Source organism: Pseudomonas sp. LBUM1662 (assembly GCF_059695915.1).
Genome location: NZ_CP166793.1, coordinates 4,206,823 through 4,222,986, shown reverse-complemented (window position 1 = coordinate 4,222,986; position 16,164 = coordinate 4,206,823). Strand labels below are relative to the sequence as shown.

Genomic DNA, 16,164 nt, shown 5'->3' with positions numbered 1-16,164 from the left:
GCAAGCCCGCTCCCACAGTTTGGTCCCAGGTGTACACAAATCTGGAGTACGCCACAGATCCACTGTGGGAGCGGGCTTGCTCGCGATGAGGCCCTACCAGCCACCACCAACCCCAACCAAACACTCTGATTTCAGGCCCGGACAACCTTTTCACCCACCCATTCATCGAACCTGCTGAGCAACACCACCAAACGTGATTTAATACCCGCCTTTCACATTTCCGGGACAGGGAAGCGGTACTTTCGCGGCCAAAAGTCGCCCGCCATCCACCCCCATAACCCTTAAGTATTTCTCGCATAAGGCTGTCATGGACACGGGCTCACGACTCAAACTAGTACGCGAAAGCTACAAACTGTCCCAGCGCGAGCTGGCCCGGCGTAGCGGCGTCACCAATGCCACCATCTCCCTGATCGAACAGAATCGCGTCAGTCCCTCCGTCAGCTCCCTGAAAAAACTGCTCGAAGGCATCCCCATGTCTTTGGCGGATTTCTTCACCTTCGACCAACCGCCACGCGAGCATCAATACGTGTTCCGCGCCAATGAACAGCCGGATCTCGGCCGTCATGGGCTGCGGTTGCTGCTGATCGGCGCTTCCGTGCCGAGCCGGCAAATGCGCTTGTTGCGCGAGCAATACGCACCGGGGGCAAGTTCGGGGGAAGAGCCGATTGTGCATTCGGAAGGGGAGGAGTGTGGGCTCGTTACCCGTGGCACTGTGGAGCTGACAGTTGATGGGCAGATCAGTGTGCTCAACGCTGGCGACGGGTATTACTTTCCGACAACGCTGCCTCACAAGTTTCGCAATATCGGCCAGGATGAAGCGGAAATCATCAGCGCCAACACCCCGGCCAACTTCTGATATCAAAACGGACGGACGCTGTTGAAGGCTGCGTCCGCGGCCACCCCCCGTGCAAATGGAAGCACCTGCTAAAGGGTTTAAACAATGGAAATGGACTTCACTTCATGACTACACACCGCATCCGTCCCCTCGCACTCTGCATCTTCCATCACGATGGCAAGATACTGGTCAACGAAGCGTATGACCCCATTACTGAAAAGCCATTCTTGCGCCCAATCGGTGGCGGTATCGAATTTGGCGAAACCAGCGCCCAAGCCGTCATACGTGAAGTCGAGGAAGAACTCGGTTTATCCATCACCGATGTTCGCCTGCTCGGCACGCTCGAAAACATCTTCACCTATGCCGGCACGCCCGGGCACGAAATCGTGCAGGTCTACGATGCGAAATTCGTGGATGCCAGCGTCTATGAACTGCCCCACTTGAATGCTCAAGAAAGCGATGGTGCTGCCTTTATCGTGAAGTGGCTGCCGCTGAAAAGTATCACTGGCGATACGCCGCTGGTGCCTGTCGGATTGTACGAGCTGCTGAAGAAGGCTGCGCTGCTGAACTGATGCTCGGTCATTAGAAATCGCGCTGTTTAGCTTATCGATCGTCAGGATGCGATCACCTTTCAAGGAACGAAAATGACATTGACTGCCGAAAAGCTGGTCAGCCTGGCGATGGCCAATCCAATAAACGCTGAAATCACCGCACGCTTGCCTTCACTCGGTTTGAGTCAATGCATGCTCACGGCCGGCTGCCTTTTCCAGGCCGTCTGGAATCACCAGTCGAATCAGCCGCCCGCGTGGGGGATCAAGGATTACGACGTTTTCTATTTCGATGAGGACCTGTCCTGGGAGGCCGAGAACGAGGTCATCAACTCGGTACAGCGCCTCTTTCAGGATCTCGGCGTTAGCGTCGAAATCAAGAATCAGGCGCGCGTTCACCTTTGGTACAGCCAGCGGTTCGGCGGTTCTTATCCTCGGCTTCAATCGACTACCGACGGCATTGATCGCTACCTGATTGCCGGTACGTGTATAGGGCTGGATATTGAAACGGGTGAGGTCTATGCACCCAATGGTCTGACTGACACGGAACAGGGGATTCTTCGTATCAACCCGAAAACGCCTCAACCTGATTTATTTGAACAGAAGGCGAAGAGTTATCGGGCTCGCTGGCCTTGGCTCAAGATTCGTGAGCACGGGCTCATGACTTAACTTGCACAAGCGTTGAAAGGTGACTGTCAGGTGTACGCCAGCAGCCGACCGCAGAGCACTACGCTGATCCATAACATAATCGAAAATATCGCCTGGATTTTTGCCATTCCAGGCGCCGCGGTGTCGGTGTTCCAGCGTTCAACTGAGCGGAAGACACCCACGTGAAAAAGAGCCGCATTGAGGCCCGCAATCCCAATCAAGCACAGCTTCAGAATAAAAACGCTGTTGGATGCGAAGTCGTGCGGATGGGCTGAAAACATCATCAGCCCGGCCGGGACAATCAATAGCAGCGCCGCGACTCCCCACCTCAGGAGGTGGCGAGCCAGTGCCGTCACCGGAAGAACTCTCGACAGCCCGAGCACCCGCAGATCGAACATGACGACCGAGCCGACCAGCACCACGAAGCCAATGATGTGAACCACCTCGACGATCGGATACAGCCATAACTCGCTTCGCATGGCCGACCCGAGTTGCGAGTCACCCACATAGTCCAGCCAGCCGTCCAGACCCGATCCACCGCTGGTGCCAGTTGTCTGCATCAGCGTAACTCAGTGGTTTTGTTGTCGACCGTGATGCGCTCTGCACGCAGTTCATCTGGGTTATTGCGATTCTGATAGCCCACTACCGTAGCCCGTTTGCCGACACTCAGCATGTCCTTGGAAAGACCACGGTTTTCCATGCGCGAGGGCGGCGCCAGCACGACGTTCCAGGTCTTGTCGTTGGTCTTCAGGCGCACGAACCCATGCGGGTGGGAATAGCCGGATTCCTCGATAGTCCCATCCAGCTCCAAGGGTTTGCTCGAGTCGTACTCGCTCCAGCCGTGATGAGCGAACACCGCCGATGCCACCAGTAACGATGAGAATCCAAGGGACGCAAGCAAGCGCTTCATGATGCGATCTCCTGTTACGGATCATTGATGACCGTCAGCCTGTTCTGATCAGGAACAGGTCAATCCAGAGAGTTTATAAAAATAGTACAGATTCGGCTTTTGCGTTGATTGGGGAAGGCGGGTAGGGGTAAAAACAGGTCATGAAAAACCCGCAGTGATGCGGGTTTTTTATAGTTGAATAAATATGCTCAAGACTTGCTATGTGAACCGGGCTTCATGGCTTCACATTGTTTGCGCAGGTCGCTCTTCCTGATAATCGAGCAGCCACAGGCATCTTGTTTTGGCTGGCTGCTATATCATTTCGCAGCGGCTTCGCATCGATTTCGCATGTCGTGATTTCTGATGTTTTCGCAACCATTGCCGCTCTGTTTGGCTTGGCACAAGCTACGTTGATCATTATCGCGGATGTTTTCGCACCCGAAACCGGTTGTTTCTCCCCGGCAAGCATTTCTCATGTCATCGTTTTTGATGTTTTCGCAAGCACCACTACCGCGCTGTTTGGCTTCGCACAAGTTACGTTGATCATTATCGTGGATGTTTTCGCACCCGAAACCGGTTGTTTCCCCTCTGCAAGCATTTCTCAGGTCATCGTTTTTGATGTTTTCGCAACCAAAGCCAGTTTCCTGGGCTCTGCAATAATTTTGTTGGTCATTATCTGCGATGTTTTCGCAGCCGGCATATGTAAATCCACTGAACATCAACAAAATCCAAATAATCGCTTTCATCATAGGCTTCCATGGTTTGTCAGGTTATTGCCTGACGCTGCTAGATTCCAGGATTTGAATCCGTGGCCATCATATCGACATCACCTTGCAGGAAAGTTCCGAGATGGAAAGCCGGCTGGGTAGTTTGTCAAATTCCTGCTCGGTAAAAGGGGACGCATTTATTTTCCCCCTCAAAATTGACAACCCGGATCATCCAAAACACTATCGACCCATGACCTGCATCTCTCGCTTGAACATGATGTGCTCCTCCATGACCGCCGCTGGCGGGCCGTGAGGTCACGCGTTCACAGGATTTGACGCAGGTACCCAAGGCCCCGCCAGAAATGGACGGGGCTTTTTAGTTCTCTGTCCACCGATGGCTCAAGGAGAATGAAATGTTCGAGATCAGACGCGCCAATCCTATTGATGCACAAACGGCATTTGATATTCGCCTTCAGGCTATACGGCACCAATGCATCGGCGCTTATACCGCAGAACAAATGCTCGCCTGGACAGCCGGAGCCGCCAAGGATGGGTATGGCGATTTAATGGATAAGCACTTTTACCTGGGCTGCATTCAGGGTGAACCGGTGGCGACAGGGATGCTTGATCTGGAGAACAGCGAAATCGGCGCGATCTTTGTGCTGCCCGGTTTCATGGGAGAAGGCATCGGCTTGAAGATGCTCAGCCATCTTGAATGCCTGGCGCGGCAGTTGGGCCTGAAGGAGGTCAATCTGGACGCTACGTTGAACGCAGCTGATTTTTACCGGCGCTGCGGTTTCGTGGGTGACGAACCTGCTGTTTACCATTCACCGTCAGGGCTTCAGTTGGCGTGTATACCTATGGTGAAGGGGCTTTTGCGTTGATTGGGAAAGGCGGGCAGGGGTAAAAACAGGTCATGGAAAACCCGCAGTGATGCGGGTTTTTTGTGGCTAAAAAATGCGGCCAAGATCTGTTCGGACAAAAAAGGTGACAGATCTATTTGAATACATAGATCTGTCACCGTTTTCGAAATGGCCGGTCAGCTCAAGATTCCACCACCTCAATCGTCCATTCTGCCTGCACGTTCTTCGTGACGTATTGGAACGGCACAAACATTCCATACGCTTCGAGGTAGACGTAAATGTCGGTGCTGTATTGGTAAGTATCTTTTATGCAGCTGATTACCTTGGCAGTCCCGGTCAAACTCGGGTGATACGTGCTGGCAGGTTTATGCGACAGCACCTCACAGCTGAACCTGTCGTCGACCGGCACCAGGGCTCTGGGACCTTTCCCACCGTTGGTGTATTGAAGCCGCATCTCCTGCGCCGTGTATCGCAGGAGTGCGCCGACCGGCATGTGCGCCCAATCGCCCTCGAAACTGAGGTTCGTCAGCGCCTTATCCTCAATCGATATCTCACCTGCACGAGCGCTGAATTCATTTTCAGACAGGTCAATCAAGCCTCGGAAAGTGGCTTTGGCCCACTGACTTCCTTGCTTCTCAAAACGCTCCGTCAGTTGATTGCCTGCCTCGCTTGAAAGGTATGTCGAGTCACGCCCGTTGAGCCGCACGCCTTCGTCTGAATACTGTCTTGGCTCGGAGTTATCCTTGAACACCCGGCGAAGGTGTTGAATGCTTTTCTTCGGTTTAGGCATATTCAATGCTTCGATGGCTTTCAACACCGGGGCGGCAACGGCGGGGACCGGTACTTCGAAGGGCAACTGCTCACGCCCTTCAAATTGCTTGTATTGGTCCAGCGATTGCGGTTTGCCACAGGCCACCTGAACCAGCTGATGCTCATCGACGCCGAGGCTTTGCGGGCCGATGGCTTTGAGGTCTGTCTCCATTCTTCCAGCGAGCACACGACTCTGAGTATCAAGGTAGAAAAAGCTTAACGCGGTCAGTTGTTGCAGGGCGCAGTTGGCCGTCCACCGCTGGCGTACCTGCCCATACAAGGCGTTCTTGCCGGGCAGCAACATCTCGCCGGGCAGTACCCGAGCCGTCCAGAAAGTGACCTCATCACCTGTTACTTTCAGGCTGCTGCGGTCGATCATCTGCCAATCCTGATGCTCGGGTGCCGAGAACACACGCCATTGTGGAGGTGTTGTCTGGGCACACACCTGCTTCAACTGCGTACTTTGCAGGTACTGCCTCTTTTGTTCAGCAGGCAATTGCCGGGAGTCCTCAGAACGCCCCCGCGGGTTGGCGGAGAATGGCGACATTCCCGCTTTGCTGCGGTAAGCCATTTGCGCATCCGGCTGGCTGCAGTTGGCGTCGAAACGTGCCAGATAGTGGAGTTCCGGACTTGGGGACGAAGCCACTAGATAGGTGACTCGATCGCCCTCGCGCACGATCGAGTTCGGCTCGGCTGTCGCGAACAGCACACTGTTGAAGACCGCAAAACCCGGTTGGGCCTCAGGTGTTGTGATTTGAGCGGGTTTTGTTGTCTGGCATCCAGAGAGGATCACGGCAACGGTCAGCAGTGAAAAAAAGCGGGAAGGGCGGGACGTGGCATCCATGCGGGTGTACTTCATTGACAGGGTGATGGCATATTAACATGAGTCATGGCTGCCAAATAAGATGCCGCTTATAGCGACAAACAGGCACCTGGATTTCAGGGCTGCTACTCAAATCATGGAGAGGCAAGGATGACTGGACAGGTTTTGAAGTCGAAGTTGGTGAATTTTCTGGTGGCCGATGCCGAGGTGAATTACGACAACGTGGACGAAATATATTCCATGGCTGAAGCTGGCAATGTGGACACGTTGGGCGATGTGCTGGACGCCTTCAAGGAAGCCTACGGGGGACTTTGGGTTGGCGGGAAAATGGAGCTGACGCAAAAAATGGTTCGTCTGAGTGCCAATGCCATGAACCGCCTCGTTCAGGACGGGACGCTGGATATTGAACTGCCATTGGCATTAATCCGGAAGGTCACGATTGAAGGCGGGTTCATGACGAAGATTATCCGTCTGGATACCGGTGCTGGTAGCGTTAAGTTTCGGTGTTTTGGTGCGAAGGATGTTGCTGGGCTGATAGAGAAGACTATCCTCTTGCCATCTCGACAGGCCTGAATGAAACAAAAAACAAATCAAAAAGGTGACAGATCTATTTGAATAAATATATCGGTCACCTTTTCTGCCAGTACGTTGGTTTAGCCATCTATTTATCTTATTTTAAGGAGTTATCTTTGACTACGATCGCATGGAATGGGAAATTTATGGCTGGAGATACATTCGTATCTCAGGTAGGGAGTCCTTATGGTTCAAAATCAGTCCCTGTTGGGGAATCGTATCCGACTAAAGTTTTCGTGCCGGATGGCACAGCTACCTTTTTCAATGGTGAACCACTTATTGCCGTAGGGGCGGCCGGAGATTGGGGGCTGGTAGAATCTTTAACGGATGCGTTACTTCTTCCCAGCCAAGAAAACGTTAACTTCACTTCGTTTGCGTGTAGTGAGGCTCAACGACTGAATCAAACATGCTCTTTACTCATATTGACCAGTGCGAAATGCATAAAGGTAACTATTAGCTCCACAGTTTTTGATGTTTCCGATGTCACGAAAAAAAATGTAGCAATTGGTTCGGGAGCGCCCTATGCGCAAAAGGTCTTGAATGTCAGGGGTGGAGTAATAACTAGCATATTGTTTGCTTCTTGTAATGATGGGGCAACCAATGATGAAATTACATTGGTGGAGTGGGCGGCAGGGATGAAGTGGCGAGCTGCCACGTCATTTGAGATGTGGTTTTCTGAGTGGTGGATGAAGGTTTTATATAAATTTGGTTTTTTAAGTAGAGGGTGACTAAAAAAAGGTGTCAGAATCTATTAAATAAATAGACCTGGCGCCGTTTTCTTGGGTGTTAATTCTATTTGCAGTTAAAAAGTTTGATGTTTTTAGCTGGCGGGGTCAGCGTAGTTGATTCAATAATTTTGGTGGTTTTCGACAATTGATCCGAAGAGAAGGTGAAGTCAAAGTGAGTCAATTTTCTGGTGGCCGATGCCGAGGTTAAATACGACAGCGTTGACGATTTATATTTCATAGCCAGGGCTTGAAATGTGAACGCGTTGGCTTGGCGCTGGGGGCCTTTAAGATAGCATACGGAGGGCTTTGGGTCGGCGGGAAAATGGAGCTGACTCATGCAGCAGTTCGCTTGAGTGCCAATGCCATTAACCGTCTGATTCAGGATGGCTGGATATTGAATGCCCACTGGAGTTGACCCGTTGGCAGCGTTAAATTTCGGTATTACAGCGCGAAAATCGCCGGGTTGATAGAGAGGACAATCTTCTAGCTAACTTGACTGGCCTGAACAAAACCAACGGCCAAAAAACCGAAATTTGATGCAGATTTCTTTATGACTCGATAAATAGATCTGTCATCGTACTATTTGTTGTTTTCTGTCCTGTCCAAATTTTAGACAGTTAAAGAACTGAAAATTCTATGTATTCGCAGTGCATTGGCCAGGTTTTAGAACGCCAGCTGAACACGTACTCCGCTTCATCTAAGTCACTGCAAGCTTGGCCAAGCAGCATAGTGCCCGTAGGATTTGCAATTATTTTCTTGGATATGAAATTCCAAGCCTTAAAGCTTCCACCTAAGCTTTTATCTGGTTCAAATCTAGAAAGATCAACCACGCCGCAGTCTCCCACCGGCTTGCTGTTTGCAACCCAAACTTCAGTTTCTGGCATTAATCTGTAACTTTGTTCAAATATATATGAGCTAGCCAAGCAGGTTCTAGATATTTTATTGTTGTGTAATTGCACGATTTTCATGTATTTGTCTTCTGTAGGGCTTTCGCAAAAGTCCACTACGGCCTTGAAATAAGCGATATCGTCTGAATTGTTAAGCAGCATGATTTGATCTAAATTTTCACTATTTTTAGGTTTTTCTCTGCCCTCGATAACTCCCGCGATGTGACGATACTGATCACAATCGGCTTTTTCAAGCCGCACTCCATTTTTGAATTCTTTACGACCAGCTTCAAGGTTGTTAGCCAGATCCTTTTCCTTGAGAGCGGGCCTTACCCTGGTTTGAGTGAACTCACAATCAATCGTAAATTTATCAGTTGAAGTGCATCGGTATATGATCGAATTTGTTTCCTTAGTGTTGTAAGCAATTCCGGATCCTGGAGTGCTGTCGGCGAACGCACTAATGGAAGTGGTGAGGATGCAAATAGAAATCCATGACTTGTTCATGTTTTGTGATTTCCTTCATGTGATGGAGTGGCGCTTACATCGATCCACATAGCGTAGCTAACTCTTGATACATGGATTAAAAATTTCCGGATGCAAACGTACATCTGCATGAAAAGTGTCACTTGACTACCTCGTCCAATAACTCCTCATTTTTTTGCATGATCTGTTGTTCAGATTGATTTTTCACCTTACACATCCGCTACCGGCCGTGAACCTTGATGAAATCGAATAGATCCCAACTCAAGATATAAAGCCGAAAATCACCGAATTGGTGTAGACAAAAAAACCCGCATCAGCGGGTTTCTATACGAAAAAATGAGTCACTGGCTTGTATGTGTATCAAACCCACGCTGCTCAATCACCCGAAACACATCACTCACGTCCTGGACCAGGATCCGGGCGATGTTGGTGACGGTGTTGATGTCGTGTTCGGCGTAGTCGGGGAGGCTGGTGCAGGCCATGAGGTTGAGGTATTTGAGGACGGCGTTGAGGCGTTCGCTGAGGCAGTTGTGGAGTTCGCGCAGTGGGGCGTCGTAGTCGATGAGCAGGACGGGGTAGTCGGTGGCGAGTTGGGACATTGGGGTGAAGCGGCGAGGCGTGTTGTTTGTGGACATAAGGATGAGCTCTTCAAGGAATTATGAGGCGCCACCTTTCTGCTGCGAAACAAAGGGGTGGCAGCTATGTGCGGGTTCGCAGACCGGAGAAGAGAACAAAGCCGGCAGACCCGAAGGTCTCCCACACACAGCCGCCATAAAACGTAACTGCGGCAAAGTTTGCCACAGTTGTTTTTAGCGGTGTGATCACTTCTGCAGGGCTGCGAAACCCAATCGCTAACTTTGGTCAGCGACGGGTCGAATATAGACGTCGATTTTGGTAGCTGCAAACAGGGTTGTAGGACCGAAATCCGGGTTTTGTGGGTGATGGTGGAGACTGCGTTTTGCTTAGAAGCTGATGTGAATTCGAATGTTGTTTAGTGTCAGTTGGGCCGTGTGTGCTGGCTTTGCGACTGCTGCGCAGCCGAACGCAGGCTTCGCCAGCTGCTACGGGATGTGGGTGTGTTTAAAAGTTTGGTGGGGTTCGGGCGGGTTCGCTGCTCGGCGGGAGTGAGTGCCTTCGCTATAGAGGGTGAATTCCTACGCGATTTTAGGACGTCAGGATCAAAAGATCGCAGCCTCGTTTCACTCGACAGCTCCTACAGGGGTGGGTGGTGGGTTATGAAGTTTGTGTGTCAGGTAGAAAAGATAAAGCCCCGAATTATTGGGGCTTTGTTTTTGGCGCTGCGTTTATCGGACATTCTCCGAAGTCATTGCCTGGCCTGCGGCGAATGCGGATTGTTTTCGGTGTGTTTCGGTCCTGCCAACGCCCACGCCACCACCCCGATCAGCGGCACAAACACGATCACCACGATCCATAAGAGTTTGTTGCTCGATTTGCCTTGAGCTTTGCGCACTCGGTTGATGGCCCATAGCTCGACCAGCAAAAGAACGGCTGTGAGTACGATCCAGATTGTTTCGATTTGCATTAGTCACCCTCCAGATAGTCTTTCTGTTAGGTGGGTGGTGGTGGGCAGGGTTCATTTAATTTTGGGGTTTCCTGGAAGCTTAAGATCAAAAGATCGCAGCCTCGTTTCACTCGACAGCTCCTACAGGGATCGCGGGGCAGCCCATGATTTTGGGCTGCCCCGGTGTTTTGCGATTACAGACTGGTCGCGAGTTTTCCGGTTGAGAGGCGGCGTTTGTACGCGGTGTCGCGGTTGGCCAGCCAGTAGTAGAGCGGGGAGGTGATGAGCAGGCCGACCAGCCAGGACAGGTCAGCGCCGTTGATGTGTTCGGAGATCGGCCCGACATACAGCGGCGTGTTCATGAAAGGAATCTGCACCGCGATGCCGATCGCATACGCCAGCAACGCTTGCGGGTTGTAGCGGCCATAGATCCCGCCATCGACCTGGAAGATCGATTTGATGTCGTACTGACCTTTGTGAATCGCATAGAAGTCGATCAGGTTGATCGCGGTCCAAGGCACCAGCACCACGAGCAGCACCAGCACCATGTCGACGAAGTGGCCGATGAAGTTGGCGGAGGCGCCGACGGCGGCGAAGCAGCAGGCGGCGAGGATGATGAGGGAGAGGACTGCGCGGCTTTTCGCGGTGGGGATCCAGCGGTAGGCGAAGGTCTGCACCAGGGTGATCAGCGACAACACAGCGCCGTAGAGGTTGAGGGCGTTGTGGCTGATGACGCTGAGCAGGAACAGTACGAGCATCAGCGGGCCGATGGAACCGGTGGCGAGTTTGACGGCGTCCATGGTGTCCATGCCGACGGGCGTGGCGAGGACGGCGACGGCGCCGAAGATGAACGAGAGGCTGGAGCCGAGCACGGTGCCCAGGTAGGTGGTCCAGAACGTGGCGGCCACGGGTACGTTGGCCGGCAGGTAGCGCGAGTAGTCGGAGACGTACGGCGCAAAGGCGATTTGCCAGAGCGCAGCCAGCGATACGGTGGCGAGCCAGCCGGAGATGTTGAAGCTGCCGCGAGTGAGGAAGTCAGCGGTTTGCACGTGAGTGAAGATGTAGCCGAAGCCGAGCACGATGCCGGCGCCGAGTACCCAGGTGCCGATGCGGTTGAGTACGTGGATGAAGCGGTAGCCGATGATGCCGATGATGCCCGAACCGAGGGCGCCGATGACGATGCCCACCGGCACCGGCACGCTGTCGACTACGCCGTGCAGGGATTTGCCGGCGAGGACGATGTTGGAGGCGAAGAAGCCGATGTACATGATGCCGGCGATGAGTACCACCAGCAGCGCGCCGAGGGAGCCGAACTGGGCGCGGCTCTGGATCATTTGCGGAATGCCCATCTGTGGGCCTTGCGCCGAGTGCAGCGCCATCAGCACGCCGCCGACCAAGTGGCCGACGAGAATGGCGACGATGCCCCACACCAGGTTGAGGTGGAACATTTGCACGCCGAGGGCACCGGTGACGATGGGCAGCGGGGCGATGTTGCCGCCGAACCAGAGGGTGAACAGGTCGCGGGTTTTGCCGTGGCGATCTTCGGGCGGCACGTAGCCGATGGTGTGTTTTTCGATGAGCGGGGCGGCGGTTGTTGCTGTGGTAACCATGACGGACTCCAAGGCAATTTGAGTACGTGGACGTACTTCGGTGAGCGCTGCACGGGGGCGACGCTTTTCTTGTTGGAGTGGATGATGTGCGGTGGGGGCGGATAGATAAATTAGTAAGATTGTGGGTATAGACGTTAAAAAATGTATGTCGCTGGACAGCCGAAAAACCTGTGGGAGCGGGCTTGCTCGCGAAGGCGGAGTGTCAGGCAACATCATTGTCGACTGACACTCCGCCTTCGCGAGCAAGCCCGCTCCCACAGGGGTTTTAGGGTGTTTGAAATCTTTGTTATTCAGTGATCGATAGCAGCATCCGTTGCAGCATGGCGTCGCACGCGGTGAGTTGTTCGAGGCTGACGAATTCGTCGGGTTTGTGGCCCTGGTCCATGCTGCCGGGGCCGCAGACGACGGTGGGGATTCCGGCGGCGTCGAACAGGCCGCCCTCGGTGCCGAATGCCACGGTGCCGAACTCCCGGGAGCCGCAAAACATGGCGATCAACTCGGCCGCTTCGCTGTGCGCATCGGTGGCCAGTCCAGGGTATGCCGACAACTGGCTAAATCGAATCTCACTCTGTTCACTCACGGCACGCATACGCGGTAAAACCTGCTGCTCGGCGTAGGTCTTCAGCGCCTGCGCAACTTCACTCGGATCATGCGAGGGCAGCGCGCGGATCTCGAAGTCGAAACGGCAATCGGCGGGGACGATGTTCAACGCTTTGCCCCCGGAAATCACCCCGGTTTGCACGGTGCTAAAGGGCGGATCAAAACGGGTATCGTGATGCTCGGGCGCTTTGAGTCGGTTGCCGATCCGCCCCAGTTCACCAATCAGCTCAGCGGCATATTCGATGGCATTGACCCCAAGCGGTGCATACGCCGAATGGCACGCTTCGCCGTGAATATCACAGCGCATCGCCAGTTTGCCTTTGTGTCCGAGCACCGGTTTCAGTTCGGTCGGTTCACCAATGATGCAGAGCATCGGTTTGACCGGCCGTTGTTCCAGTTCCGCCAGCAACGAGCGCACGCCGAGGCAGCCGACTTCTTCATCGTACGAAAGCGCGATGTGCACTGGCATTCGCAGCGTAGCCTTCACCAACGACGGCACCAGGGCCAGCACGCAAGCGATGTAGCCCTTCATGTCCGCCGTGCCGCGACCGTACAACTTGCCGTCGCGCTCGGTGAGTTCAAACGGCGCAACCGTCCACGGCTGGCCGTCGACGGGCACCACGTCGGTGTGCCCTGACAGCACGATGCCCGGCCGATCCGCAGGGCCAATGGTCGCGAACAGATTGGCCTTGCTGCGCGGCTCGTTGTAGATGAGTTCGCAAGGCACATCGAAACCCGCGAGGTAGTCGCGGACGAACTCGATCAGGTGCAGGTTCGATTCGCGGCTGGTGGTGTCGAACGCCACTAGGGTTTCCAGCAAATCGCGGCTGCTGCTCATCGGTCGTCTCCGGCGACGCCGTAGCCAGGGGATTTGTCGGGGGCGAGGGCGCGGTCGATGTAGTCCTGAACTTGTGGGCGGTAGGCGTCCCAGAGTTTTTCCAACTGGCCAATCGGGTTTTCATCGGCCCAATCCACCCGCAGGTTGATGATCGGCCAGGTCAGTTCGCCGACCACCACCATCGCCGCCGAATGCACCGGCCCGGCTTCGCCACCGGCGGCGATGGCGGCTTTCATCGCGGCGAGCAAGCGGTCGGCGAGTTGACCTTCACCGTGTTCGAACGCTTCGACCATGGCCTCGATTACCGCACGATCCGCGAGCATGTTGCCGGCGGCGACGCATTGTTCACCCGACACCGCGTTGTGGTTGCCAAGGGTTTGCGCGCCGCTGAAATGCGCGGTCTGGCCGAGGTGGTCGATGGCGGTGATCTGGCGGTATTGGCTGTAGCCGTTGCGGGTCAACACCTTGTCCAGCGCCTCGGCCGGGGCGAGGCCTTGTTCCATGAGGGCGAGGACTTCCGGGCCTAACGATGGCAGGGTGATGTTTTGCGTCGAGACGGCGCCGACACCCGGCAGCAGCCACGGGCAACGGGCGCCGACGGCGATGCTGGAGGAACTGATCGCGATGCCGAACTGACCGGTTTCGGGGCAACGGGCGGTGATGGAGAAGGTCATGGGTTTTGCTCCTTGGTTTGCCTTGGAGAAGGTGGTGTCTGCACTGGCGCCTTCGCGAGCAAGCCCGCTCCCACATTTGGATCGGTATCGCTCACAAATGGTCTGTTCGCTAGAGATCCCCTGTGGGAGCGGGCTTGCTCGCGAAGGCCGCGACTCGGTGAACCTGCTTACTCGGGAATCACCGCAATCACATCAATCTCCATCAACCACTGCGGCTGCCCGAGCGCCGAAACAACCAATCCGGTCGAGATCGGAAACACGCCTTTCAACCACTTCCCGACTTCCTGATACACCGGCTCGCGATACCGCGGATCAATCAAATAAGTCGTGGTTTTCACGATGTGGCTCAGGTCGCTGCCAGCCTCTTCCAGCAACTGCTTGACGTTGCGCATGGCTTGCTCGGCCTGGGCACGCGGGTCACCGAGACCCACCAGTCTGCCCTCGAAATCAGTCCCGACCTGGCCGCGAACATATACGGTATTGCCGGCCCGAACTGCCTGGCACAGGTCGTTGTCCAGGCTCTGGTTCGGGTAGGTTTCCTTGGTGTTGAACATGCGAATACGGGTATGGGTTGGTGTGGACATGTTTAGCTCCTGACAAAAAAAGGCTTAGGCACTGACCGTGGTTTTATGGGCGACCGGGGCCTGTTCAGCCTCGCGTTGCGCCGCATCGTGGTAGTCGAGATAAGAGCGCTGGATGGCGATGTGATCCGCCACGTACTTGGCGTCGTGCCAGACACCCCAGATGAACGAAGACCCGCGCCGCGACTGCCACGGCAGGCCGAGGAAATACACACCAGCCTCGCTCGACACACCGCGCTGATGCTGCGGCTTGCCGTTGTCGTCGAAGGCGTCGACCTTGAGCCAGCTGTAATCCGTGGCAAAACCGGTGGCCCAGATGATCGAGGTGACGCCGGCCTTGACCAGGTCGAGCTCGAGAATCGGATGGGTCACGCACTCCGGATCCGGGAACACGTGGCGCGCTTCAGGTTCTTCCGGCAGGTCCAGGCCATTGCGTTCGATATAGGCATCGGCGGCATTCAGCAGCGCCAGGTAGTTCTCGTCGCCACGGGCCAGATTGTCGGCCAGGTTCGGCTGGAACGTCGCCACGCCACCGTTGAACGATTGAGTCAAACCCACCAGCGTCATCCCGCGATGAGCCAATCCACGGAAGTCCACCGTACGGCCACCATGGGCGCCGCTGACCGCGATGGTCACGTGCTCCCGACCCGGTTTCATCGCCGCCTGATCCCACTCGCCCAGCACACCCAGCCACCAGCAGAAATCTCGGTTGCGATAGGCGCGAGGCGGGCGGTCGTGGGCGCCGACCGAGAGGTAGACCTTCTTGCCGGCACGCTGCAATTCGTCGGCGATCTGTACGCCGGACGAACCTGCGCCGACCACCAGCACCGCGCCTTCAGGCAGTTGCGCCGGGTTGCGGTAGTCGGCGGAGTGGATCTGCATGAACGGCTGATCTTGCGGCGCAATCGGCGGGATGACCGGACGCTGGAAAGGCCCGGTGGCCGCCACCACGCGGTTGGCTTCGATCACGCCTTCGGAGGTTTCAATGGTGAAGCCCGGGCGACCGACATTGCGCTCGACTTTCAGCACATCGACGCCGGTGCGGATCGGCGCGTTGAATTTCCTGGCGTAGGCTTCGAAGTAATCGGCGACGCGTTCTTTCGGGGCAAATTCGTCGGGACTGAGGTCGTCAAAATCGAGACCGGGAAAGCGGTCGTGCCACGCCGGACCATTCGCGACCAGCGAATCCCAGCGCCCGGTGCGCCAGCGTTCGGCAATACGGCTGCGTTCCAGCACCAGGTGCGGCACGCCGAGTTTGCTCAAGTGTTCACTCATGGCCACGCCAGCCTGACCGGCGCCAACAATCAGCGTATCTGTTTTTATTTTTTCAGTGGTCATCTCAATACCCTTCGAAGTTGGAGTTCGGTCGCGAACGACCTGCCATTTCTTGGGCTCAAGACTAGGGATGACCCTGGTATCGGTAAAATATTATTAAGCTGGCATTTGAGTATAAATAACTGAGGCAGCGGGTTTGCTTGTGCTCTATCGAGCGTACGCCGTAGCGACGTTGCGGGGTAAGATGGCGCCTTATCAAGGCACCAGACA

Annotated in this window: 18 protein-coding genes; 7 read left to right on the top strand and 11 right to left on the bottom strand. The window is 54.8% G+C overall.

The window, feature by feature from the left end:
- The first annotated feature begins 307 nt into the window (after positions 1 to 307).
- The 3 genes from ACA049_RS19115 (at position 308) to ACA049_RS19105 (ending at position 2,052) form a co-directional block, all read left to right on the top strand.
- Positions 308 to 856, top strand: coding sequence for a cupin domain-containing protein (locus tag ACA049_RS19115; protein ID WP_007946335.1), 549 nt, complete (start codon positions 308 to 310; stop codon positions 854 to 856).
- A gap of 104 nt (positions 857 to 960) precedes the next feature.
- A complete protein-coding gene (locus tag ACA049_RS19110; RefSeq protein WP_497328890.1) occupies positions 961 to 1,407 on the top strand; it encodes an NUDIX hydrolase in 447 nt (148 codons plus the stop codon).
- Between the two features lie 72 nt (positions 1,408 to 1,479).
- Positions 1,480 to 2,052 (top strand): nucleotidyltransferase family protein, encoded by a 573-nt coding sequence (locus tag ACA049_RS19105; protein ID WP_497328888.1) that lies wholly within the window; start codon positions 1,480 to 1,482, stop codon positions 2,050 to 2,052.
- Positions 2,053 to 2,078: 26 nt separating this feature from the next.
- On the opposite strand, the gene ACA049_RS19100 is transcribed toward ACA049_RS19105, so the two are convergent.
- Both ACA049_RS19100 and ACA049_RS19095 read right to left on the bottom strand, forming a co-directional pair.
- Complete coding sequence (locus tag ACA049_RS19100; protein ID WP_497328886.1) at positions 2,079 to 2,591, bottom strand: DUF6644 family protein; 513 nt, start codon at positions 2,589 to 2,591, stop codon at positions 2,079 to 2,081.
- Complete coding sequence (locus tag ACA049_RS19095) at positions 2,591 to 2,941, bottom strand: DUF6152 family protein (protein ID WP_497328884.1); 351 nt, start codon at positions 2,939 to 2,941, stop codon at positions 2,591 to 2,593. The genes ACA049_RS19100 and ACA049_RS19095 overlap by 1 nt, the downstream gene beginning before the upstream one ends.
- A gap of 227 nt (positions 2,942 to 3,168) precedes the next feature.
- Between ACA049_RS19095 and ACA049_RS19090 the strand changes: the two genes are divergently transcribed.
- Both ACA049_RS19090 and ACA049_RS19085 read left to right on the top strand, forming a co-directional pair.
- Positions 3,169 to 3,789 (top strand): hypothetical protein, encoded by a 621-nt coding sequence (locus tag ACA049_RS19090; protein ID WP_497328882.1) that lies wholly within the window; start codon positions 3,169 to 3,171, stop codon positions 3,787 to 3,789.
- A gap of 251 nt (positions 3,790 to 4,040) precedes the next feature.
- Entirely contained in the window at positions 4,041 to 4,511 is a 471-nt protein-coding gene (locus ACA049_RS19085) for a GNAT family N-acetyltransferase (protein ID WP_497328880.1), read from the top strand.
- A gap of 160 nt (positions 4,512 to 4,671) precedes the next feature.
- Here ACA049_RS19085 and ACA049_RS19080 read toward each other — a convergent pair whose 3' ends face one another.
- A complete protein-coding gene (locus ACA049_RS19080; RefSeq protein WP_497328878.1) occupies positions 4,672 to 6,144 on the bottom strand; it encodes a hypothetical protein in 1,473 nt (490 codons plus the stop codon).
- Between the two features lie 129 nt (positions 6,145 to 6,273).
- Here ACA049_RS19080 and ACA049_RS19075 point away from each other — a divergent pair, with 129 nt between their 5' ends.
- Together ACA049_RS19075 and ACA049_RS19070 are read left to right on the top strand one after the other, a co-directional pair.
- Positions 6,274 to 6,696, top strand: coding sequence for a hypothetical protein (locus ACA049_RS19075; RefSeq protein WP_497328876.1), 423 nt, complete (start codon positions 6,274 to 6,276; stop codon positions 6,694 to 6,696).
- 38 nt (positions 6,697 to 6,734) lie between these two features.
- Positions 6,735 to 7,424, top strand: coding sequence for a hypothetical protein (locus tag ACA049_RS19070; RefSeq protein ID WP_497328874.1), 690 nt, complete (start codon positions 6,735 to 6,737; stop codon positions 7,422 to 7,424).
- A 617-nt stretch (positions 7,425 to 8,041) separates the two neighbouring features.
- Here the strand turns inward: ACA049_RS19070 and ACA049_RS19065 are convergent.
- The 8 genes from ACA049_RS19065 to ACA049_RS19030 form a co-directional block, all read right to left on the bottom strand.
- Positions 8,042 to 8,815 carry a hypothetical protein gene (locus ACA049_RS19065; RefSeq protein ID WP_497328872.1) on the bottom strand — a complete coding sequence of 258 codons (774 nt, stop codon included), beginning with the start codon at positions 8,813 to 8,815 and terminating at the stop codon, positions 8,042 to 8,044.
- 320 nt (positions 8,816 to 9,135) lie between these two features.
- The gene (locus ACA049_RS19060; protein ID WP_497328870.1) at positions 9,136 to 9,429 is read right to left on the bottom strand and encodes a fructose-bisphosphate aldolase; all 294 of its coding nucleotides are present in this window, start codon (positions 9,427 to 9,429) and stop codon (positions 9,136 to 9,138) included.
- Between the two features lie 689 nt (positions 9,430 to 10,118).
- Entirely contained in the window at positions 10,119 to 10,337 is a 219-nt protein-coding gene (locus ACA049_RS19055; protein ID WP_497328868.1) for a PLD nuclease N-terminal domain-containing protein, read from the bottom strand.
- A 173-nt stretch (positions 10,338 to 10,510) separates the two neighbouring features.
- On the bottom strand, positions 10,511 to 11,926 hold the full coding sequence (locus ACA049_RS19050) for a purine-cytosine permease family protein (protein ID WP_497328866.1): 1,416 nt from the start codon (positions 11,924 to 11,926) through the stop codon (positions 10,511 to 10,513).
- A gap of 286 nt (positions 11,927 to 12,212) precedes the next feature.
- A complete protein-coding gene (argE, locus tag ACA049_RS19045) occupies positions 12,213 to 13,364 on the bottom strand; it encodes an acetylornithine deacetylase (protein ID WP_497328864.1) in 1,152 nt (383 codons plus the stop codon).
- Positions 13,361 to 14,038, bottom strand: coding sequence for a DUF1028 domain-containing protein (locus ACA049_RS19040; RefSeq protein WP_131062270.1), 678 nt, complete (start codon positions 14,036 to 14,038; stop codon positions 13,361 to 13,363). The genes argE and ACA049_RS19040 overlap by 4 nt, the downstream gene beginning before the upstream one ends.
- A 167-nt stretch (positions 14,039 to 14,205) precedes the next feature.
- The gene (locus ACA049_RS19035) at positions 14,206 to 14,622 is read right to left on the bottom strand and encodes a RidA family protein (RefSeq protein WP_017338215.1); all 417 of its coding nucleotides are present in this window, start codon (positions 14,620 to 14,622) and stop codon (positions 14,206 to 14,208) included.
- A 24-nt stretch (positions 14,623 to 14,646) separates the two neighbouring features.
- Positions 14,647 to 15,957, bottom strand: a complete 1,311-nt coding sequence (locus ACA049_RS19030) for a flavin-containing monooxygenase (RefSeq protein WP_497328862.1) — start codon at positions 15,955 to 15,957, stop codon at positions 14,647 to 14,649.
- Positions 15,958 to 16,164 lie beyond the last annotated feature (207 nt).

Bases quoted from the DNA above. Each gene is read 5' to 3' on its own strand.
- ACA049_RS19115 (WP_007946335.1), top strand. From the start codon at position 308: ATGGACACGGGCTCACGACTCAAACTAGTACGCGAAAGCTACAAACTG.
- ACA049_RS19110 (WP_497328890.1), top strand. From the start codon at position 961: ATGACTACACACCGCATCCGTCCCCTCGCACTCTGCATCTTCCATCAC.
- ACA049_RS19105 (WP_497328888.1), top strand. From the start codon at position 1,480: ATGACATTGACTGCCGAAAAGCTGGTCAGCCTGGCGATGGCCAATCCA.
- ACA049_RS19100 (WP_497328886.1), bottom strand. From the start codon at position 2,591: ATGCAGACAACTGGCACCAGCGGTGGATCGGGTCTGGACGGCTGGCTG.
- ACA049_RS19095 (WP_497328884.1), bottom strand. From the start codon at position 2,941: ATGAAGCGCTTGCTTGCGTCCCTTGGATTCTCATCGTTACTGGTGGCA.
- ACA049_RS19085 (WP_497328880.1), top strand. From the start codon at position 4,041: ATGTTCGAGATCAGACGCGCCAATCCTATTGATGCACAAACGGCATTT.
- ACA049_RS19080 (WP_497328878.1), bottom strand. From the start codon at position 6,144: ATGGATGCCACGTCCCGCCCTTCCCGCTTTTTTTCACTGCTGACCGTT.
- ACA049_RS19075 (WP_497328876.1), top strand. From the start codon at position 6,274: ATGACTGGACAGGTTTTGAAGTCGAAGTTGGTGAATTTTCTGGTGGCC.
- ACA049_RS19065 (WP_497328872.1), bottom strand. From the start codon at position 8,815: ATGAACAAGTCATGGATTTCTATTTGCATCCTCACCACTTCCATTAGT.
- ACA049_RS19060 (WP_497328870.1), bottom strand. From the start codon at position 9,429: ATGTCCACAAACAACACGCCTCGCCGCTTCACCCCAATGTCCCAACTC.
- ACA049_RS19055 (WP_497328868.1), bottom strand. From the start codon at position 10,337: ATGCAAATCGAAACAATCTGGATCGTACTCACAGCCGTTCTTTTGCTG.
- ACA049_RS19050 (WP_497328866.1), bottom strand. From the start codon at position 11,926: ATGGTTACCACAGCAACAACCGCCGCCCCGCTCATCGAAAAACACACC.
- argE (WP_497328864.1), bottom strand. From the start codon at position 13,364: ATGAGCAGCAGCCGCGATTTGCTGGAAACCCTAGTGGCGTTCGACACC.
- ACA049_RS19040 (WP_131062270.1), bottom strand. From the start codon at position 14,038: ATGACCTTCTCCATCACCGCCCGTTGCCCCGAAACCGGTCAGTTCGGC.
- ACA049_RS19035 (WP_017338215.1), bottom strand. From the start codon at position 14,622: ATGTCCACACCAACCCATACCCGTATTCGCATGTTCAACACCAAGGAA.
- ACA049_RS19030 (WP_497328862.1), bottom strand. From the start codon at position 15,957: ATGACCACTGAAAAAATAAAAACAGATACGCTGATTGTTGGCGCCGGT.